Origin of the sequence: Wolbachia endosymbiont (group B) of Sphaerophoria taeniata (assembly GCF_947179355.1) — a bacterium.
Lineage (GTDB): Bacteria > Pseudomonadota > Alphaproteobacteria > Rickettsiales > Anaplasmataceae > Wolbachia.
In genome coordinates this window covers 33,200-51,963 of the sequence record NZ_CAMXAW010000001.1, presented here as the reverse complement: position 1 = coordinate 51,963, position 18,764 = coordinate 33,200, and the positions used below count along the sequence as shown (strand labels likewise).

The following is an 18,764-nucleotide window of genomic DNA, read 5'->3' as shown; positions in this document are numbered from 1 at the left end:
AAGAGTTCTCTTCTCAAGAGTACAGGCTGGACGGTATCGTAGAAAAACCTAAATGGTTCTAATTCTGTATTCACAAGACTAGCCTTACTTTTCATTTTTAATGGTAACGCATGGGGTTATATATGATCAACAACTTTTTAGGTATAGATGTATCGAAAGATCGCTTTGATGTTTTTCTCTCGTTCATAAGCAAAAAAGGAAGATGTGAAACTAGAAAAAGGAGTTTTAAAAACGAGGATTCTGGGTTTCAAGGTTTACTTAGCTTTCTACAAAAACATAATGTAGAAGAAGTAAAAGCCTGCATGGAGGCTACTGGTTGTTATAGCGAAGCTTTGGCTGAGTTTCTGCACAACGCTGGACATTCTGTTAGTGTTGTAAATCCTTATTGCATAAAATCTTATGCAAGGAGTAAGCTGATACGACAAAAGAATGATCAGACCGATGCAGAAGTTATTGCTGATTATTGCCAAAGACAGGAACCTTCTAGTTGGACACCACCTTCTCCTGAAATGAAAAAATTAAAACATCTTTATCGTTGCTCAGTTGCGTTAAAAGATGAGTTAACATTAGTAAATAACCACTTAGAAAAAAAAGAGAGACTGCTTAAAGAAGTTGCAAGTGCTTGGGAAGACCTTGCAATGAATATAGCTCAAAAAATAGAAACAATAAAAAACTCCGTACGTGAACTATTAAATCAACATAAAGAATTGTTGGAAAATTTTCAACTTCTATTGACTATTCCAGGAATAGGAGAAGAATCAGCAATAGCTATTTTAGCTGAAGTTCCTGACATAGAGGTTTTTAGAGATGCCAGGCAATTGGCAGCATATACAGGAGTTATACCACGAAATATGACGTCAGGTTCCTCTGTATATGCCAAACCCAGATTAAGTAAATCCGGTTCACAAACATTACGTAAAGCACTTTTCTTTCCTGCTATAGTAGCTAAGAATCACAATCCTATCATTATTAGTTTTTGCCAGAGATTAAAGGAAAAGGGTAAGCATAATATGGCTATCGTTGGTGCTGCAATGCGTAAGCTACTCCATATCATTTTCGGTGTTCTAAAATCCAAAAGTGCTTTTAATCCTGACCATATCAAGAATTACAGGGCAAAGCGGTTGGAGGAGAATTTAGTACTTTAAAATCAAAAAATGCGTACTTTCTATCTTATGTAAAATAGCATTTTACACAAATTTATTTAATGTAGTTGGTTAGTGTATATGTTGATAGAAAGTATTTTTTGATTTCGTAATACAGCTTAAGATTCAATTTCTATAATTTTCTTGTTGACTGACAAGACGGTATCTTCCTTCTCGTATAGACGACAGGATATTTGTTTCTAATTCTTTATAATCTACCAAACCGGTAGTTCTGTTTACTACTTTCTGACTCATTGTCAAACCTCCATTTTTTTATATCAATTTATTACTTTTTTTTCGGTTTGACACAGTTTATTTAACACTCCCGATTTGACACAGTTTATTTAACACTCCCTATTTCTCTAAAAAATACTATCTTCAACTTGAATATGTTGAAAAATATTTTGCGTATTATCCAAAAAGTCATCCTTTATAGCAGCTAGCTCGGATTGTTTTTGAGATAGATTATCTTCTATTGTTCTATTGAAACAATCAAGATCATTGCACTTTAGTTGAGAGCGCATGTCTCCATTTTCATATAAACCTCGTATAACGTCACAATATGCTCGATTTTCATCAGTTTCTGGTTGTTGCTTTTCTTTGAATATTGCCTTTAATTTCGAATCTATGTCTAATTCTTTTTTTATAGCTTCAGTAGCATTTTCATGATACTGTTTATAATCCTCAAGACTCTTTGATATTTTATTTTTTACTTCGTTTTGTAACATCCCTAGAAAATCTTTAGCGTTAAATTTTTCAATTTTTTGCTTCCATTCATCATACGTATATTTACCACGTTGTGTATCTTGACACTCGCCTCCTACATTAAATAGTTCTTCATTACAGATTTTATCACCCTGATAAAAGTAATCGCTTATATTAATTTTATCGCTAGTTAAAGTTTGTCTAATTGCTGCTTTATTTTCTGCAAGTTCTTCTCTGTACTTGTTAATGCAATTTAGTAATTCTTTTTTGCAATCTGTAGTCATAATCTAGCTCCTTTAATAAAATAAAACCTATTTTAGCATAAAATAATTAATACTTTATTACTAATCTGAGGTATACTAAGGTAGTGATAAGAAGTCCAGCATCTACAAAGTTTGTTTAAACTATTTTCAAAACGAATAAAATGTAATTTTAGGTAAATAAAATGAATTACGATGTAATCATTTCAGGTAGTGGGCTAATTGGTCTTATTACTGCTATTGGCCTGAGTAATGACTCTGTATCTGTAGCCGTAATTGAGAAAAATAGTTTACCACGTGCAGTTGATGATAATCGAGCATTTGCTATTTCTCAAGGGTCAAAAAAAATACTAGAAAAATTAGGAATTTGGCAGTTCTTAGAAGATGAAGCTGAACCAATACTTGATATATGCATATTAGATGGAGATAGCCCATTTACTGTTCATTATGACCATAAAATGGTTGGTGAAGAGCCAATGGGTTATGTAATCAAGAGCGCTATTATATGGAATGCAATTAATAATAATTTTTTGCATAAACTCAATATATATTCTCCACGTTTCTATAAAACAATCGCTTGTGACGAAGGATACGTGGAAGTTACTCTTGATAATGATCAAAAATTGATATCATCGCTATTTATCTGCGCTGAAGGTAAAAACTCTAAGCTGCCAGAGTTGTTTTCTATAACAATAATAAAATTTGATTATAAACAAAATAGCATGGTATTTAATGTAAAACATGAACTACATCACCAAAACTTAGCTGTAGAGAGGTTTTTTCCTGGTGGTCCATTTGCAATTTTGCCAATGAAAGGTGGCTATACTTCTTCAATAGTTTGGACAGAAAAATGCGAAATTTCAAAAATGCTGATGAGCTTATCTGAAGAGGAGTTTATCATAGAACTCAAAAAAAGATTTGGTTCTTATTTGGGAGAAATTGAATTAGAGGGTGAAAGAAAATCTTACCCTTTGAGTTTTACTTTTGCGAGAAAGCTTCATAAAAGCAGAATTTTGCTTATTGGCGATGCAGCACATTCAATCCATCCAGTTGCAGGTCAAGGACTTAACCTTGGAATGAGAGATGTAGAGAGTGTTATTAGACAAATAACTGCTGCAAAATCCTCTGGCATTGATGTTGGCAGTAATTATCTATTAAAGAAAATTTCACGTGATAGATACTTTGATAATTTTACTATGGCACTTGCAACTGATGGACTAAATAGAATATTTTCCAACAGAATACTTTGCGTTAAAGTTCTGAGCAATCTTGGTTTAATGGTAGTTGAAAATTCAGATTTTCTTAAAAAACGCTTCATTCGTCACGCTATGGGGTTGGTTCTGTCGCATTTGTAGGGAAGTAGAAAGAAGAATGATATAATTGTCTAAAAAAAAAGCAAAGATGTTTCGTATCAATCAAAAATTGTTGCCATATTTCAAAGGATTTAGCTTTTCAGCGGATGTTATCTGTATACATGAAATGTCGATTCTCTTTGAGCTATCGAGATTTGGAAGAAATGATGAGTATAAGGGGAGCAAAATGCTACGTTACAAAGGTGGGTTATCACCACTGATAGATGAGGCAGTAAGGAAAAGAAAGAAGCAGGTTGGTAGTAGTTGGAGAGACTTACATTAAATTAAACGGTAAATGGGTTTATTTATATACTGTAGACTTGTGTGTTAGTAGAGACAAGTCTGCAGCACTTGCATTCTTTCGTAAAGCCTTCAGGAGTAACTATCTTCCTGAGAAAATTGTAATTGATAAAAGCGGCAGTAATACTGCTGCTCTTGATGATTTGAATGCAGAAATTTCTGAAGATTACAGTTCTTTAAATAAAATATCTAAATAATATTGTTGATAGATTTATCAAAAAACTAATAAAGCCAATGCTTGGGTTTAAAAGCTTCCATTCCGCAAAGATTACCATCACAGGCATAGAAAATATTCGTATGATTCAAAAAAGACAAATTATTAAATAATGTTTCTACTTTTGAGAATTTTGCTATGTTAATAACTCCTATAATCCCACCTTTAATGATCTTCTTTCCTGTGGTTTATAGATGCGACAGAACCTTTTTTTTGACTCTGTTGAATTAAAAAGGCTAACTACAGAACGGCCAACTCAGTCTAGTCTTGTAACGGCTTACTAAGGATTCTTTAAATATCGATCCTCAAAAAAATCGGCGTAGGTTTAGGCAGTGTAATGCCTAAGCTTACACATGCGTTGCACAGAGATTTTAAATCACGTTGTTCTTTTGGAATTTGCAACTGATCGAGTATCATTTTTGCTGACTTTGGAGCAATTGGCTGCAGCAAAATGCCAATCATTCTAATGTATTCAAGTAATTTGTAGATTACTAAATCCATGCGCTCTCTATCGGTTTTACTGAGTGTCCAGGGTGCACTTTTATCTATGTAAGCATTGGCCTTGGAAGAGATATTGATAATCAGGAGTATAATCTGGTTAAATTCATACTTTGATAGATGATCCATTACTTGATCAATTATGGCTTTGCAATTTGGTAAACTCTCATCATCTTTAAGCAAATTGCGATCGACCACTGGTACAACTCCAAAGCATTGCTTGTGCAGAAATGAAATTGTTCTTTGCACTAAATTGCCTATATTGTTTGCCAGCTCTGAGTTTATGCGGCTGATCATGTTCTTCTTACTGAAATTACCATCTTGACCGAAACTTGCTTCCCGAAGGAGAAAATAGCGTAGTTGATCAACACCAAACTCTTCTGCCAGACCAATTGGATCTATAACGTTACCAAGGGATTTGGATATTTTTTCCCCCTCGTTCAGCCACCAACCATGAACTGCAATTTGCTTTGGCAGTGATAAATCTGCTGCAAGGAGGATCGCTGGCCAGTATACAGCGTGAAAACGCAATATGTCTTTACCGATCACATGAACGTTGAAGGAGTTTGTCCAAAATTTCTTATATTCCTCATCTTCTATATTAGGAAAGCCTATTGATGTGAGATAGTTAGTGAGCGCATCTATCCAAACATAAATTACGTGCTTGTCATTCCCTGGTACTTTTATTCCCCAATTAAAACTAGTACGAGAAATCGAAAGGTCAGTAAGTCCTGATTTTACAAACGATACCACCTCGTTTTTTCTGCTCTCAGGAAAGATGAAATTCGGCTGATTTTCGTATAACTCTAGTAATTTATTTTGCCAACTTGACAAACGAAAAAAGTAGCTCTCTTCTTTTATCCACTGAACTTCAGCACCTGTTGGTGCTCTGCCATCTATCAACTCTGATTCCTGATAAAACGCTTCATCACGAACTGAATACCAACCTGAGTAAGAATCCAGATATATTTGCCCTCTCTCTTCAAGCCTATTCCATAAAGCTATAACTGCTTTTTCATGACGTTCTTCTGTGGTGCGAATAAAATCATCATAATCAAAGTTCATTAGCTCAGCCAATTTTCTGAACGTAACACTTATTTCATCTGTAAATTCTTTTGGCTCTATTCCCTTTACCTTAGCCGCTTTTTCAATTTTCTGTCCATGTTCATCTGTACCAGTGGTAAATTTGACGTTCTTTCCAGCTAATTTCATAAATCTAGCTGTAACATCACAGATAAGGGAAGTATATGCGTGGCCGATATGTGGCTTGTCGTTTACGTAATATATTGGCGTAGTGATGTAAAAGCTCTCAAATTGCTCCATCTTGTAGTGCTTAAAGCTTTATCGTATCTGCACTAGTAATAAAAATCAATATATATCCTATCGTACAAGCAATCTGAAAAGCCATTATACCGCTGCGTTTTGCAGCGGTATAATGTGAGTAACTTACGTTTGAGTTGCTATGATATTGTTGTCCATAACTTCACAACTGTACAAACATTCGTCTGTGAAAGCAGTGTGTTAAATATTATAGCAGATTTTGCCTCAAACACAAAAATGTCATCCCAGTGCCCAAGCAACAAGGACAACATTGCAAATTTAGAGTTCAAGAGGGTTATTCCTCGAGAACTACTGCGTCAGAAAGCTGGCGTTGAATTTGTATATAATGTTGATCTTGGAGGTTTTTATGAATAATAGTGAGAGAAAAGAGAAATTAGAAACTCGTATTCTATCAAGCAGAGGTAGGTCTTTGCTTGACCATGAGCTACTGGAACGTAATCTATCTGCATACACAGAAGGAAGAGAAGTTGCCAAAAAGCTGATGGAGCTCTTTAGTAGTTTAGGAAGGGTAATTAATGCTGATCTTCACGAGCTAAAAAATGTTACAGGAATGAACGATGGAGCAATAGCAAATATCTTTTGCCTGAAAGAGATTTTCGATAGGATATTGAAAGGTAAGTTAAAAAAGCTGTCGATTCTTGATAATAGAGAAGAGCTACTAAAATACTTTAAAGCAGCAATAGGACAGTCAAGAAAGGAAAGCTTACGAGTGGTATACTTAGATCGAAGTGGTCATTTAATATATGAGTATGTTCAAGACTGTGGAACTATAGATAGAGTGCCTCTATATGTGAGGGAAATAATAAAACAGGGATTACTGATTGACGCATCATCTGTTGCAATTTCACATAATCATCCAAGTGGAGATATAGAGCCATCTAAAGAGGATGAAGATAACACACTTACATTAGCTGCAACCTGTGAAAATGTAGGAATGAAATTAATAGATCATATAATCGTAACACAGAAGAGCCATTTTAGTTTTTATGACAGTGGTTTATTGTAATCTGTAGACTGAAAGGAAAGTTCTCTAGCTTTCCTTCTTTTTTTTTCACTTCATAAATTAAAAAATTCAATATAAGCTTGAACAGCTAAAATTAGTAATAAAAAGTGGAATTAGGCAAAAAAATAAAGGAACTTAGGTTATACTGTGGTTTAACACAAACTGAGTTAGGAAAAAAAATAGGTGTTTCATATAGGCAGATACAAAGGTACGAAAATGGTTCAAACCACATTTTGGCTAGTAGACTATACGACTTAGCAAAAGCTCTATCGATTAATGTGGCTGATTTTTTTACTGATGTGCATGACGACTCACATGAAGCTTATGATGAGGAGATATTAAAATTAGTCAAAGGATACAATGAAATTAAGAGCAAAAGGTTACGTAGTGTAGTTTATATATTGGTAAAATCTTTTTCTCAAAGTATATTATCTGATACGTAAAATGACCATACAACATCCTATCGATAAGCAAATAGGTGAAAGAATAAGGAAAAGAAGGCTAATATGTGGTTTTAGCCAAAGGGACTTAGGAAAAAAGCTTGGAATTTCATTTCAGCATATACAAGGATATGAAACTAGAGAGGTAAGGCTTGTAGTTGATAGATTGTATAATTTAGCAGAAGCTTTGTCTGTTGATATGTCATATTTTTTGTATCCGTTCAGGAGAGTGGTTTAAGAAACAATAGATAAGAGGTTTTGGAAAGGATTGAGACCCCTTTGTTTCCATGTTAAGTATAACGAAATTATCCGTTCAAGGAATGCATTTCCCCGCTTTGATTGTGTAAAATACGAATTTTTGCGGTAAACGACATAATGCCGTATCTGCTGTTCAGCATGGTTGTTTGTCAGCGGAATGTTTTTTGGGTCATCTAAAAAATTCCACATCATTCTTTCAGATTTCAAAATATTTTTCGCAACTCGAGAGGCTCCAATTGCTTCAGGTAAGTAGGATATTTCCTTCAAGTAATACCTTGTACGTTTTCGCAACTTTCTGGCACGTCTGGCAAATCTAAAAACATCTATCTCATTTTTTAGCAAAGCCTTTTTTAGTGCAAATAATTCAGTAGCTACATTTCTTAAGTAACAGCCAAGAACTTTGACTTCAATATTCCAACTATGCGCTAATCTTTCAAAATCCCTTGCTAAGTGTGCCCAGCAGATTTGCCTTTTTTCATCAGCAAAGTAATTGTATACTGCGTACCTGTCGGTTACCACTAAGCTATTATGATTGCAGCATGCGTTATTTTTTAAAACTTTCATTCCTCTTGACTCTGTCAACTTCACAAAACTTGCCGTATTGCTTGCAAACATCCAACACCAAGCGAGTTTACCTTTGTTATAATGGCTCGTTTCATCAATATGTAGAACTTTACTCCTACTTATCTCTTGTTCGATCTGCTCATACATTTTTTTGCATTTTGAAGCAACTCTATGTTCACTATTTGATATGCTAACGACGCTTATGTTCAAATTGAAGATATCATTTACGACACTCGCTATTTCGCGTTTTGAATTTTTGTAGAATCCGCTGAACGCTGCAATTATTGACTTAACCCTTGGACCAAATGTATCTGACGTAACACCTTCTGGTAACTTACTGCTTCTTCTTTTTCCGCATCTCCGGCAACGACCATGCTCCATCTGATATTCCACTACATAAGGCCTAATTTCCGGAAGATCAACTTTTTGATGAATGTACGGTCCATTGCATATTGCAATCCCTCCTCCGCATTCACAAGTAGATGACAACTTTACTTTTATCACCTCATCTGCATCCATTTTGGCGCGAAAACTTCCTTTATGACCAACCTGACCACCAACGTTTCTGTCGCTCTTTGGCTTGTCCTTTTTTATTTTGTACAACTCTCTAGAGCTTGGTAGAGATGAATTTTTCGAGTTTAAACCAAGCCTTTCCTTTAATTCAGCGTTCTCTATCTTTAAAGCCTTGTTCTCTGCTTTTAAACTTTCATTCTCCCTTTCCAGCTTTTCTATTTTTGCTTCTAACTTTTCTATTTTTTGCTGTAAATTTTTGCAAAGCTCTAAAAGGTTTACCACATTACCTCACTTTTGCTCTATGATTATCTTTTTAGATCACCTTGTCTACCTTATTCTGCCACTCCGCTGAACGGATACAATTAAAGTAAATTATTTATGGTAAATTGGATTAAGTTTTAAAAACCACTTTACTTTGTAATAGTTAACCATTTATTTCTGATATACAAGTAGCTATGTGAAACATAGCCACTTGTCTCCAATCAAGAACGTCCTACGGATGTTGTTTTGTTGTCTTTTAATTTATTCACCCAAGAAAAGGTCTCACTACTTTTAGAATTTTGGTCGCCCCACCTTCCACATCTAGTAAAACTGCCTTTTTCTACTGCTTCTTTAACAGACATTCCACCAAATAAACAACCCTTTCCTACGATTTCTCCTATTTCTTGCAACTCGTTCCACATTTCTTCATCTTCTACCTCAATTTGTACTTGATGATAGTCTGCTGTGTCATGATATACCATTAAATTTAGCTCTCCTAGGCTAGTATAAAATGTGACTGCAAAAGCACTGTTATCCGATATATCCACGTAGTCTCTTTCACCGCCTTTCCCAGTTTTGACTTCAACTTCACCATCACCTATTTTTATAATATTGCCACCAAGGTTTAAGTCTCCTTTACTTAAGCCCAAATTTTTTGCACCTTCTACAACTTTGGCAACATCAACTATGCAGCTATGTGAAAATTCTATATAGTTATCTAAGTGGGAAAAGTCGCCTCTCCCCACTCGACTTCAGAACCGTACGTGAGACTTTCGCCTCATACGGCTCCTCTATAATTTGGTGCTTGTCATGCACACTTTCTATGTAATTCATCGTGACAATGTCCATGTAACAAGGATAAATTCTTTTTCATATTATTACGTCTGTTTCGGTCAATATGATGTGTTTCTAAGATATCATCATTTTTAAACCAAAGTTGACAATGACCACATTTACCTTGTTGTAACTTCAACAATTTTATTACTCTTGGTAGTTTATCTGGTATCTTCCTTAAACGATTACCCCAATAAACCCAATCGCCATCATATGGAGACTTGGTTCCTTTCACTTTGACATGCCTTTTAATAGCATGATCTCCGTGCTTAATAAGAAGAACTTTGTTATTTGTCATAAATCGCCAATTATCGTTTTTATACTTTTTAAAGTATTTATTTTTAATCCAGTATTTTCCTTTGGTTGGGTGCCTGTAGACTGCCCACTTCCAGATGTTTCTAAACATTACACTGTCAATAAACCTAAAGGTCTTGTTTGACACAACCGAAGAATAATATTTGCTCCACCCTCTAGTAATTGGGTTAAGCTGTCTTATTACTGTTTCTTGTGTTGATCCTCTTAATCCTCTAATCTTATGTTTTATAGTGAGTGTATGCTGTTTTCTGGATTCACGACTTGGTTTGACTAATAATTTATAACCCCTCTTATTATTTTTCGTAGAGTAATGCCTTATTGAGAAACCAAGAAAATTAAATCCTGGCTTTTCTCCATTTTGAGTATGAGAAATCTTTGTTTTTGAAGGTTTCAATTCTAGTCCAATGGTTTTGAGCCATTCTTCAACTATCATTTTTGCCTTCAGAATGATTTCCTTACTCTCATGTATGATGATAAAGTCATCTGCGTAGAAAATTACACTTAATGAGCTTTTTGCTTCTCTACTGCTTGCAACACCACATTTCATCTTCCTATATTGAAGAAGTTCACTCCATAACGTTTCTTTGATATATTGTTCTAATCCATTTAATGCAACACAAGCAAGTAACGGTGAGATCGTCCCTCCTTGAATTGTACCACGTTTTGTGGATTCAAATTTTCTGTTTTCCATTACTCCAGCTCTTAACCATCCTTTTATAATTCTTCTAAAGGTTGGTGTAGTGTTAAGTTTTTCCAACAGAGCATTTTGATTAATATTATCAAAACATCCAGAAATATCAGCATCTAAACAGTACGCTGTTTTCCAATTCAGTGAATTAAATATGGCTTCAATAGCATCATGACATGACCTACCAGGTCTAAAACCATACATGTTCGGTTCAAATCCTACCTCCCACTCTGGCTCTAGTGCCATTTTCATAAGTGTTTCTTTTGCCCTATCTGAGATAGTAAGTATACCAAGAGGGCGATATTCTATTGGTTTTCCAGGTTTTGGAATCCAAACACGTTTTGATGGTTTCGCTTTTTCTCTAACATTTAAAGAATATGCTAATTGCAATCTTTCTTTATGATTAAGATTTGCTTTTCCATCAATACCTGCAGTTTTCTTCCCTCTGTTATCTTGAGTTACTTTTCTGACAGCAAGTAGTTTTGCACTTATTGAATTGAGTAATAATCTTTGAAGTTTATGTACCTTCTTCTTATCATTACATATTGCAGCTTGGTAAATTCGCTTTTGTAGCTTAAATACAAATTTCTCAACTTTACGCCAAGGAATTGTATTCCATTCATACCTAACAAATTGTTGGTCTATAACATATTTACTACTATTCACCACTTTACCTTCCAAATTATAGTGTCCACGTCTGCATATCCCAAATATTACTTTGGGCATTAGCTTCTTGGACAATCCCTCCAATGTAAGTGCTTATGGCTGGCTGCCTACTTACATTCAAATGAATATAAGAGCACCTATATGGTTATCCCGTTTCACGATTTTGTTTCGTGTTAGACTTAGGTTCTTACTTTTTACCGGAAGCTGAGAACATCTATAATCAAAGACATCTAACTTTAATTCCTCGTATGCTTCATACCATTTTGGTCTATGCGTAAAACAACCTTAATTTCGCATATTCAATATAACGACAATTCAATCATAAGTTTCTCTCGTAACCATATCTAACTCTGTTTGCAGGAGTTTGCTATAAGGTTTAGCATTACCTGCTTTTATCTCATGCTTGCATCCTAAAGGTTGCCATTCTTTAAAATGTGAGACATACATTATCCCTGATGTCTAGGGAAGATGGAATCTAACCATCACAAAATCGCAACTTCGGGTCGCACGAAGGTCTTATTATCAATTTCTACATCTTCAACAGTTCCTTCTATAGTAGCGTCTTCTCCAACTTCCCTAAGTTTCTTGAGCCTACTATATATTTGTGGCTCAATTTCTTTTTGCACTTTTTGATACATTTCAGCTATTTTCTTATCAACTTGTACATTAAAATCTGCTCCATGTAAGGCTAACTTTCTGATTATATCTTCTTGTTTATTTTCTTTGAATTCATCACGATACATCTTAAACATTGTAACGTTAGTGAAGCTAAAGCCATCTTCGTTGCGAGCGTTTACTCTTATTCCTAAATCCAAAGCTTCATCGACGATTTTACTTAATTTGTCTAGATTTTCAGCTGCAATAGCTTTTTCCAAGAATTCATTTAATTTCACATTTTCATATTCACTTAGCCTTATCTTGCATAAAGCTGATCGAAATGGATTGAGCTCCTCAGGATATGTTAAGACAGGTAATTTACTAATCTTTTTATTTGCTGTTGGAGCAGCTTTTATAAAATTAGGTAATAACCCTTCTTTTGCTATTCGCTCTACCGCTTTTAACATTTTACTAGACAATTTTTTACCATTTATTTTTTTCATTGTAACCCTCACTTAATTTCATTACTATTCGATCATATTGTGATAAATATTATTTAATTGTTAATATTATACGACTTATTGATTTACTGTATATTATAATAACAAGTTTTACGGGTATTTACACTAGAAAAACACATCTTGTAAAAATTATTTCAATTTCAATCAAAGTTGGGTATTGTGATTGTAAAACTGAAAGAAATGGATCTCTTGTCTTACTCCACTGAAAAGTTGAAGAAGCATTGTCGGCTACTTGATAATGAAGAAAAAATAATTCTATATGAGCAGCTGCTAGACAAAGCTAAAAACATACTTGAAAATTCAAGAGATAATGTTTCTGAACTGAAAAAGATCAGTAAAGCTGCTGTAGCAATAGAGGAAACTACCGATAAAGAGTTGTTAGAAAAGTTTAATGATGATCACCCGCTAAGAGAAGTAGACATTTTAATCTATTGTTCTAAAGGAAACACTGAATATCTATTCAGCATAGATAACTCATCAGAGCTTTATGATTTAAAAGAAGATAAGGGAAAAGCTCTTTATAATGCAGTTAAGTCAAATGATGTTGAACTCGTAAAAAAGCTACTAATGATCCTTTTACCTAAAGAAGTAGGTAATTTTGACCTAGAATACTTGGAAGAATTGGAAATATTGCTGTCAGGAATTCACAAAGAATTACAATTATCACAAGATATGAAAAATTATCTTGAGAAGACGATAAAGTTCTATAGTTTTTTATGTAGTAATTTTAGCTTATTAGTTGCAAATCCTACTGATGTAAAAGCTATGATCAATCTATTTGCTACTCAACCAAATATTGATTACCAAATAGATAAGCTTCTGCTTTCTTTTATTGTGAGAGATGTTGAGGAAAAAAAGCTAAATTCTGAAATCAAACACATGATAGAGCTTCTTGAGCAGCATGAAAGATTTGCTGAGCTCGAATATAAGGTTAGAAGATTAAGATCAGAGTTTGCATGTGGCAAAAGCAGATACTCGGCTGAAGTAATACGAAATAGCATTGCAGAACGAGAAAAAGAGATGAGGGAAATTGAGAAAAAATACGTAAGGCCAAACGATTTAATTAGCGAGAGGCAGAAATTATTAAAGCAATTACTTTGCTAGCTTTTTTTCCACTTCATAAAATTTGTTGTAAATTTGAATAAGAGGTGAAAAGTGCAATTAGGTAAAAAAATAAAACAACTTAGGTTAGATCGTGCTTTGACACAGACCGAATTGGGAAAGAGAATAGGTGTTTCGTATAGACAGATACAAAAGTACGAAAATGGTTCAAATTGTGTTTTGGCCAGTAGATTATATGATTTAGCAAAAGCACTATCGATAGATGTTGCTAACTTTTTTACTGATATGCACACTGACTCACATGAAGCTTATGATGAAGAAATACTAAAGTTAGTCAAAGGATATAACGAAATTAAGAGCAAAAGGTTACGTAGTGCAGTTTATATATTGGTAAAATCTTTTTCTCAAAGTGACAATACATAGTTAATATTACCTGATACGTAAAATGACTATACAACATCCTATCGATAAACAAATAGGGGAAAGAATAAGGAAAAGAAGGCTAATGTGTGGTTTTAGTCAAAGAGACTTAGGAAAAAAGCTTGAAATTTCATTTCAGCATGTACAAGGATATGAAAGCGGAGAGATTAGGCTTGTAGTTGATAGGTTATATAAATTAGCAGAAGTACTATCGGTTGATATGTCGTATTTTTTTACCAAAGCCTCTGAAGACTTACATGATAAGGCCTTCCATAGCGATGTAGGCAGCGAAGAAATATCAAAGCTAGTGAGGGAATATAGAAAAATTGAGGATGAAACTCTGCGTGACATTGTTCATTTAGTGATTAAGGCTCTTGCTAATACAGGCTTTAAAGCATAAATTCTCTCCTTGAGTCGTTGAAGAAAACTTAAACTTTCATTTTCTTCATCATTTTGCTTTTCTTTCACTTTGATGCGTGTAGTTATACCCTACACAAAGTATAATGTTTTAAAAATCAAAACCTGCACCATAAAATATTGAGATTTAGAATATTAACTTACAAAGTCTTTTCGGCAGTTTTAGTGAGGGTTTATTAGCAAGGATGTTGGAGGTTAGAAATGACTATATCTGAAGGTGTAATACAGGGTATAAGGCATAATGATAAGAACGCGATAGGGGGATGATTTTTTGGTCAAGATGGCTGTGCACCATCCAGCTAAGTTTGATAGCTTAGAAGTAACAAAATTTTTAGTAAATAATAAAGGTGTAAGTTTTAACGCTAAAACTAATGACGAAAACAAGCCTATTCATATTGCAGCTGATTTTTGAAATATCGATATTGTAAAATTTTCTCTTAATAAGGGAGTAGAAGTTGGTACAAAAGGTAAAAACAATTGGACTCCTTTGCATTATGCTACCAATAAAAGATATCTAGGAATTGTAAAGCTTCTAATAGAAAAGCAACAACAAGAATCATTTATTAATAATTCTAAAACTACAGATCAGTCTACTATGCTGCCAAGGAAGGACATTTACCATCTGTAGAATTTCTCATAGAAAAAGGAGCAAGAATTGATATTAAAAATTCCAATAATAGATCACCATTGGAACTTGCAAATGATGGAGGACATGAAGAAGTTGAAAATTTACTAAGAAATGAATTACTTCTTGATGCTGTCAAGAGAAAAGACCGCAGTGGAGTAGAAGCTCAACTTGATAAAGGGGCTAATGTTAATTATGTACGTCGAGAAGATGGCTGTGCACCATGCTGTCAGTTATAACCATGAAAATCTTGAGTTTGTGAAGTTCTTAATAGGGAAAGAAAAGGTGAAATTATTTAGCACCAAAGATTAAAGAAGATATAGTAAATGGGAGACACCCAAGTGGCTTGAGGTTAGCTGATTTGAGGGAAATACCGGTGTTGTGGAGTGAGCAGATGGAAAAATTGTAAGGAATGGCGTCTTAATTTACAAAAGTAACAGAAAGAGTACGTGCCAGAAGGAGCTGATACGAAGGGCCATGCCAAAAGATGTTGAGGAAGTCAAGATTGATGTAAAAAAGCAAATCAATGTTATAAAAGCTGACACTCAATTATGCGAAAATATCAATATAAATGACGAAGATTTTAGCATGCTAGATACGACAATGGCAGAAAATGTATCGAATTTTAGCTGCACATTTTAATAATAGATCTGGGGAAAAATTCTATAGAAATCGAAAAATGCAACGTACAATACTCTAAATCCCAGCATACAACTCGAGAAAGTAGTACATGTGGACTAATCTACAGCTTCCTTTGAACCTGAAAGCGTACTTGAAAATTCATAAGTGCTAAGTAAATTCTTTTTTAACCATCTAAATAAACTTCCTCCATCATTGCTGTGTAACAAGTCATATACGGAGCTATGATCCACTTACAAGTAGTGACTTATGTTGGTGAGATTCTATCTTTAACTCGTCCATACTACACCTTGGTAAGCTTGAATAGCATTTTGCCAAGATTTTATTACTATTAAACAGTGGTTCAAAATGATCATGTCCCTTATTTACTATATGTAAGACATTATTGTCATCATAATCTATCCTATTATACTCACCTGTACTTCTTGATCCTAAACTATCTATTAGTTGATGCAAGGATGGATCTTGTTGTTCATCAGTAGCATGTAATGGATTACTCTCTACAACATGCAATTTTACACCATACTTTCCGCAAAGTATTCTACCTTCAACCTCAGGATCACCCCATCTATTGTTATTTAGAATATTTTTTGCATAAAAATCTGGAGTTTCCCTACGCACCACGCCATTATTATCATGACTGTTAGTAATAGCATTTATGAACCATTCTGGTGGGTTATTTCGTGCAAACTCTTTACAATATTGTCGCAATTGCTCAACAGTAGCTTTTATTCCTAATTGTTGTTCTAGTTCTTGTCTAAACGAATCAAAAAAACAGTTTCCATCTTCAATTGCTTGTCCTAAATAGAAATTATCAGGTATGTTTGATTTTTGTTCTTTATCACCTTGTTTTTCTGCTTTTTCAATAACTTCTTTCTCTAAAACAAAAATCTTACTCCAGTTATATTTACCTTCTAACCCCAATTTTTTACTTTCCTTTTCTGCTGCTTTAGCTAAGTCTGTTTTAGAAACATCCCCTTTTTCTTCACAGAATCTAGATAAAGTTTTAAAGATTTCTACCAGGTGAGTTTTTATGTCAAAATTCTTCTCCTTTTTTACAATATTAGACTCAATATAGCGTAAATCCTGTAATAGTTGTTGCTTTTCATTTACAGTTTGAGCAGCTGAACTAACTGTTTCGGAATATTGACAAAGTTTTCCTGATCTAGTAAAGAAACCTCGTTCTATGGCTTGATCAACTGGTAACCCCCCTAGTAAGCAATTCTTACCTATTTTTTCGTTACAATTTTTTAATTCCTCCAGTAAATCTTGATCGTTCACCTCTACTCTTATTAGATCTTTATTTTGTGTATCAGGATATAACCTAACCTCTAGTTCCCCCTGAATGGTATAGAAATTTAATACTATATCACCACCTTCTGTAAGATCTGTGTAATTCCTTACACCATCTTTTGTGATAATCTCTACTTCACTATTACCGATCTTTACTATATTTCTTCCACACTTTACATCTCCATGGGTTAGCCCTAAATCCCTTGTTCCATCTGTAATTTGTGCAACATCTATTGTACTGTCCTCTGAATATTCTAAGTAAAAAGTAGCGTTATCCATTTTTGCACGATTTAACTTGCCGTTGGTCGCATTTTTTGCGATTTTCAGGAATTTCTGAGTACAATTAACATACTTTTCATGAGCTTTTATCATATTAGCTTTGTGATCTTTAAATTCTAATTCCAGTTCGCCAATTACATCTATACTGTTTTTAGTATAGCACGCTGCTCCCCACGATACCAACTTACATACTATATCACTTGCAACTTTAGGATTCTTTTCTAATCTACTAATTTCTTTTATTACATAATCTGTAAAGTTGTACTTTTCACCTTGAGAAGATTTTTTAGCGAAATTTAACATTACTCCGAAATCTATAGCTCTATCTACAACTTTTTCCAGTTGATCCATACTTTCAACTTGAGATATGTCATTTAAAAATCCACCTAGCACTATCTGTTGGTTTGGGATACTCCATAAAGTCCTAGGTGGAAGCAAACACTTTTTCTTCTTATTGCACATATTTGCATCTTTTTTAGGATCAGTTGCTCCTGCCTTTAGAAGTAAATCCACTGCTTCTTTGCAAGTAGCTCTAGCATAACTAAGTACTTTTGACATACCTACTCTATCCTGAACAATGAAAATCATTTTGAGATCCCGACTATTCTTATGTTTATCCAGAAACTTGCCTAAATTTTCAATAGCCTGACGATTAAAAACTTCACCTATAACATGAGGTTTTTTATAATCTTCAGGCGAGAGTATACCTAAAAGCATATCATACAGCTCTTTACTCAACTTTTTCTGATTGTCAGTTAAGAAGCATTCTAAAATGTGGCAGTTATTATTATCAATAGCAGTTTGTAATGGGGTTTTTCGTTTATTGTCCCGTATGTTAGGATCAGCTTTTCCCTCCAAGAGTAGATTTATAGTGAGATACCTATAGTTACTATCAGCAGCATAATGTAAAGGTGTTTTCCCTTCATTGCTTTCTATATTAGGATCAGCCCCTGCTTGTAGAAGTAAATTGACTAAAGTAGGACCGCTCTGATCATCATTGAGTCTTGAAGCAGCATGCAATAACGTTAATCCTGACTCTCCCCTTTTAAGGTTAAGAACAACTTTTAAATCTTGATCGTCCTTGTTATTTTTTAAAAAATTTTCAAGTCTTTTAGTATCGTACTCATGAAGATAAGAACCTATACCCTTAAGAGTTTTTAGTAATTCTTTATTTAACTTTTTTTGATTCTCGTTCAAATTTGTTGTATGAGCAAGCCATATACACACCAGCTCCTCAAATGAACATTGACCATCAACTAGAGATCTACCTCCATTTAATTCAGATGGAACCCATAAATATTTTTTAATTAACTCGTACTCTTCATCCAATAGTTTGTCTGTTTCTGACCACTCTTGTCCAGGACTTAATTTCTCTTCTAGCTTTTTGCTCGCTTGCTTACTTTGCCCGTTGATAGCTTCAGCAATAACCATACTTTCCTCCTAGCTTGATATATTATGTACAATATATAATATGAGTCAAGCTGATTTTAATATAATATTTTTATTATTTTGCAATTTTTGAGTTTTTGTAGTAAGTTCAGGTGTTTACATAAACTT

General features: G+C 34.1%; 21 protein-coding genes and 3 pseudogenes. 15 read left to right on the top strand and 9 right to left on the bottom strand.

From position 1 onward, the window contains the following. The first annotated feature begins 122 nt into the window (after nucleotides 1-122). Nucleotides 123-1,145 carry an IS110 family RNA-guided transposase gene (locus ONG75_RS00305; protein WP_264375440.1) on the top strand — a complete coding sequence of 341 codons (1,023 nt, stop codon included), beginning with the start codon at nucleotides 123-125 and terminating at the stop codon, nucleotides 1,143-1,145. 123 nt (nucleotides 1,146-1,268) lie between these two features. Here the strand turns inward: ONG75_RS00305 and ONG75_RS00300 are convergent, their stop codons facing one another. Together ONG75_RS00300 and ONG75_RS00295 are read right to left on the bottom strand one after the other, a co-directional pair. Then, nucleotides 1,269-1,397: a hypothetical protein gene (locus tag ONG75_RS00300; protein ID WP_264375441.1), complete on the bottom strand. Its 129-nt coding sequence runs from the start codon at nucleotides 1,395-1,397 to the stop codon at nucleotides 1,269-1,271. Nucleotides 1,398-1,504: 107 nt separating this feature from the next. Further along, on the bottom strand, nucleotides 1,505-2,131 hold the full coding sequence (locus tag ONG75_RS00295) for a hypothetical protein (RefSeq protein ID WP_264375460.1): 627 nt from the start codon (nucleotides 2,129-2,131) through the stop codon (nucleotides 1,505-1,507). 161 nt (nucleotides 2,132-2,292) lie between these two features. Here ONG75_RS00295 and ubiH point away from each other — a divergent pair, with 161 nt between their 5' ends. Both ubiH and ONG75_RS00285 read left to right on the top strand, forming a co-directional pair. Beyond that, complete coding sequence (gene ubiH, locus ONG75_RS00290; RefSeq protein ID WP_264375459.1) at nucleotides 2,293-3,462, top strand: 2-octaprenyl-6-methoxyphenyl hydroxylase; 1,170 nt, start codon at nucleotides 2,293-2,295, stop codon at nucleotides 3,460-3,462. 46 nt (nucleotides 3,463-3,508) lie between these two features. Continuing rightward, nucleotides 3,509-4,126, top strand: a pseudogene (locus tag ONG75_RS00285) (IS6 family transposase); the annotation flags it as partial. Between the two features lie 138 nt (nucleotides 4,127-4,264). On the opposite strand, the gene metG reads toward ONG75_RS00285, so the two are convergent. Continuing rightward, nucleotides 4,265-5,794, bottom strand: a complete 1,530-nt coding sequence (gene metG / locus ONG75_RS00280; protein ID WP_264375458.1) for a methionine--tRNA ligase — start codon at nucleotides 5,792-5,794, stop codon at nucleotides 4,265-4,267. A gap of 114 nt (nucleotides 5,795-5,908) precedes the next feature. On the opposite strand from metG, the gene ONG75_RS00275 reads away from it, so the two are divergent. From ONG75_RS00275 to ONG75_RS00260, 4 genes are all read left to right on the top strand, one after another. Beyond that, nucleotides 5,909-6,166, top strand: coding sequence for a hypothetical protein (locus ONG75_RS00275; RefSeq protein WP_264375457.1), 258 nt, complete (start codon nucleotides 5,909-5,911; stop codon nucleotides 6,164-6,166). Continuing rightward, nucleotides 6,159-6,818, top strand: coding sequence for a JAB domain-containing protein (locus ONG75_RS00270; RefSeq protein ID WP_236514289.1), 660 nt, complete (start codon nucleotides 6,159-6,161; stop codon nucleotides 6,816-6,818). The genes ONG75_RS00275 and ONG75_RS00270 overlap by 8 nt, the downstream gene beginning before the upstream one ends. A gap of 104 nt (nucleotides 6,819-6,922) precedes the next feature. Then, on the top strand, nucleotides 6,923-7,258 hold the full coding sequence (locus ONG75_RS00265; protein WP_264375456.1) for a helix-turn-helix domain-containing protein: 336 nt from the start codon (nucleotides 6,923-6,925) through the stop codon (nucleotides 7,256-7,258). Between the two features lies 1 nt (nucleotide 7,259). Then, a complete protein-coding gene (locus ONG75_RS00260) occupies nucleotides 7,260-7,493 on the top strand; it encodes a helix-turn-helix domain-containing protein (RefSeq protein WP_264375455.1) in 234 nt (77 codons plus the stop codon). Here ONG75_RS00260 and tnpC read toward each other — a convergent pair. From tnpC to ONG75_RS00235, 5 genes are all read right to left on the bottom strand, one after another. Beyond that, nucleotides 7,490-8,872 carry an IS66 family transposase gene (gene tnpC / locus ONG75_RS00255; RefSeq protein WP_264375454.1) on the bottom strand — a complete coding sequence of 461 codons (1,383 nt, stop codon included), beginning with the start codon at nucleotides 8,870-8,872 and terminating at the stop codon, nucleotides 7,490-7,492. The genes ONG75_RS00260 and tnpC overlap by 4 nt on opposite strands. A gap of 200 nt (nucleotides 8,873-9,072) precedes the next feature. After that, complete coding sequence (locus ONG75_RS00250) at nucleotides 9,073-9,597, bottom strand: hypothetical protein (RefSeq protein WP_264375453.1); 525 nt, start codon at nucleotides 9,595-9,597, stop codon at nucleotides 9,073-9,075. A 62-nt stretch (nucleotides 9,598-9,659) separates the two neighbouring features. Beyond that, nucleotides 9,660-11,414 (bottom strand): reverse transcriptase domain-containing protein, encoded by a 1,755-nt coding sequence (locus ONG75_RS00245; RefSeq protein WP_214303292.1) that lies wholly within the window; start codon nucleotides 11,412-11,414, stop codon nucleotides 9,660-9,662. A gap of 255 nt (nucleotides 11,415-11,669) precedes the next feature. Then, complete coding sequence (locus tag ONG75_RS00240) at nucleotides 11,670-11,801, bottom strand: hypothetical protein (RefSeq protein ID WP_255521118.1); 132 nt, start codon at nucleotides 11,799-11,801, stop codon at nucleotides 11,670-11,672. Between the two features lie 35 nt (nucleotides 11,802-11,836). Next, nucleotides 11,837-12,454 carry a hypothetical protein gene (locus ONG75_RS00235; RefSeq protein ID WP_264375452.1) on the bottom strand — a complete coding sequence of 206 codons (618 nt, stop codon included), beginning with the start codon at nucleotides 12,452-12,454 and terminating at the stop codon, nucleotides 11,837-11,839. A 177-nt stretch (nucleotides 12,455-12,631) separates the two neighbouring features. Here ONG75_RS00235 and ONG75_RS00230 point away from each other — a divergent pair, with 177 nt between their 5' ends. The 8 genes and pseudogenes from ONG75_RS00230 to ONG75_RS00200 all read left to right on the top strand — a co-directional run bounded on the left by ONG75_RS00230 (nucleotide 12,632) and on the right by ONG75_RS00200 (nucleotide 15,638). Continuing rightward, complete coding sequence (locus ONG75_RS00230) at nucleotides 12,632-13,576, top strand: hypothetical protein (RefSeq protein WP_264375451.1); 945 nt, start codon at nucleotides 12,632-12,634, stop codon at nucleotides 13,574-13,576. Nucleotides 13,577-13,627: 51 nt separating this feature from the next. Continuing rightward, complete coding sequence (locus ONG75_RS00225; protein ID WP_007549995.1) at nucleotides 13,628-13,957, top strand: helix-turn-helix domain-containing protein; 330 nt, start codon at nucleotides 13,628-13,630, stop codon at nucleotides 13,955-13,957. A 22-nt stretch (nucleotides 13,958-13,979) separates the two neighbouring features. Then, a complete protein-coding gene (locus ONG75_RS00220; RefSeq protein WP_264375450.1) occupies nucleotides 13,980-14,354 on the top strand; it encodes a helix-turn-helix domain-containing protein in 375 nt (124 codons plus the stop codon). A 297-nt stretch (nucleotides 14,355-14,651) separates the two neighbouring features. Next, nucleotides 14,652-14,783, top strand: a complete 132-nt coding sequence (locus ONG75_RS00215) for an ankyrin repeat domain-containing protein (protein ID WP_007551899.1) — start codon at nucleotides 14,652-14,654, stop codon at nucleotides 14,781-14,783. A gap of 3 nt (nucleotides 14,784-14,786) precedes the next feature. Continuing rightward, the gene (locus ONG75_RS07750; protein WP_405197624.1) at nucleotides 14,787-14,999 is read left to right on the top strand and encodes an ankyrin repeat domain-containing protein; all 213 of its coding nucleotides are present in this window, start codon (nucleotides 14,787-14,789) and stop codon (nucleotides 14,997-14,999) included. Then, nucleotides 14,975-15,235, top strand: a pseudogene (locus ONG75_RS00210) (hypothetical protein); the annotation flags it as partial. The gene ONG75_RS07750 and the pseudogene ONG75_RS00210, both read left to right, overlap by 25 nt. 50 nt (nucleotides 15,236-15,285) lie before the next feature. Then, nucleotides 15,286-15,405: pseudogene (locus tag ONG75_RS00205) on the top strand (zinc ribbon domain-containing protein); the annotation flags it as partial. Between the two features lie 68 nt (nucleotides 15,406-15,473). Then, nucleotides 15,474-15,638 (top strand): hypothetical protein, encoded by a 165-nt coding sequence (locus tag ONG75_RS00200; RefSeq protein WP_264375449.1) that lies wholly within the window; start codon nucleotides 15,474-15,476, stop codon nucleotides 15,636-15,638. Nucleotides 15,639-15,857: 219 nt separating this feature from the next. On the opposite strand, the gene ONG75_RS00195 is transcribed toward ONG75_RS00200, so the two are convergent. Then, nucleotides 15,858-18,638, bottom strand: coding sequence for an ankyrin repeat domain-containing protein (locus tag ONG75_RS00195; protein WP_264375448.1), 2,781 nt, complete (start codon nucleotides 18,636-18,638; stop codon nucleotides 15,858-15,860). Nucleotides 18,639-18,764: the final 126 nt, after the last annotated feature.

Coding starts and splice junctions, on each gene's coding strand:
- ONG75_RS00305 (WP_264375440.1), top strand. CDS start 123: ATGATCAACAACTTTTTAGGTATAGATGTATCGAAAGATCGCTTTGAT.
- ONG75_RS00300 (WP_264375441.1), bottom strand. CDS start 1,397: ATGAGTCAGAAAGTAGTAAACAGAACTACCGGTTTGGTAGATTATAAA.
- ONG75_RS00295 (WP_264375460.1), bottom strand. CDS start 2,131: ATGACTACAGATTGCAAAAAAGAATTACTAAATTGCATTAACAAGTAC.
- ubiH (WP_264375459.1), top strand. CDS start 2,293: ATGAATTACGATGTAATCATTTCAGGTAGTGGGCTAATTGGTCTTATT.
- metG (WP_264375458.1), bottom strand. CDS start 5,794: ATGGAGCAATTTGAGAGCTTTTACATCACTACGCCAATATATTACGTA.
- ONG75_RS00270 (WP_236514289.1), top strand. CDS start 6,159: ATGAATAATAGTGAGAGAAAAGAGAAATTAGAAACTCGTATTCTATCA.
- ONG75_RS00260 (WP_264375455.1), top strand. CDS start 7,260: ATGACCATACAACATCCTATCGATAAGCAAATAGGTGAAAGAATAAGG.
- ONG75_RS00245 (WP_214303292.1), bottom strand. CDS start 11,414: ATGCCCAAAGTAATATTTGGGATATGCAGACGTGGACACTATAATTTG.
- ONG75_RS00240 (WP_255521118.1), bottom strand. CDS start 11,801: ATGTATGTCTCACATTTTAAAGAATGGCAACCTTTAGGATGCAAGCAT.
- ONG75_RS00235 (WP_264375452.1), bottom strand. CDS start 12,454: ATGAAAAAAATAAATGGTAAAAAATTGTCTAGTAAAATGTTAAAAGCG.
- ONG75_RS00220 (WP_264375450.1), top strand. CDS start 13,980: ATGACTATACAACATCCTATCGATAAACAAATAGGGGAAAGAATAAGG.
- ONG75_RS00215 (WP_007551899.1), top strand. CDS start 14,652: ATGGCTGTGCACCATCCAGCTAAGTTTGATAGCTTAGAAGTAACAAAA.
- ONG75_RS00200 (WP_264375449.1), top strand. CDS start 15,474: ATGCCAAAAGATGTTGAGGAAGTCAAGATTGATGTAAAAAAGCAAATC.
- ONG75_RS00195 (WP_264375448.1), bottom strand. CDS start 18,638: ATGGTTATTGCTGAAGCTATCAACGGGCAAAGTAAGCAAGCGAGCAAA.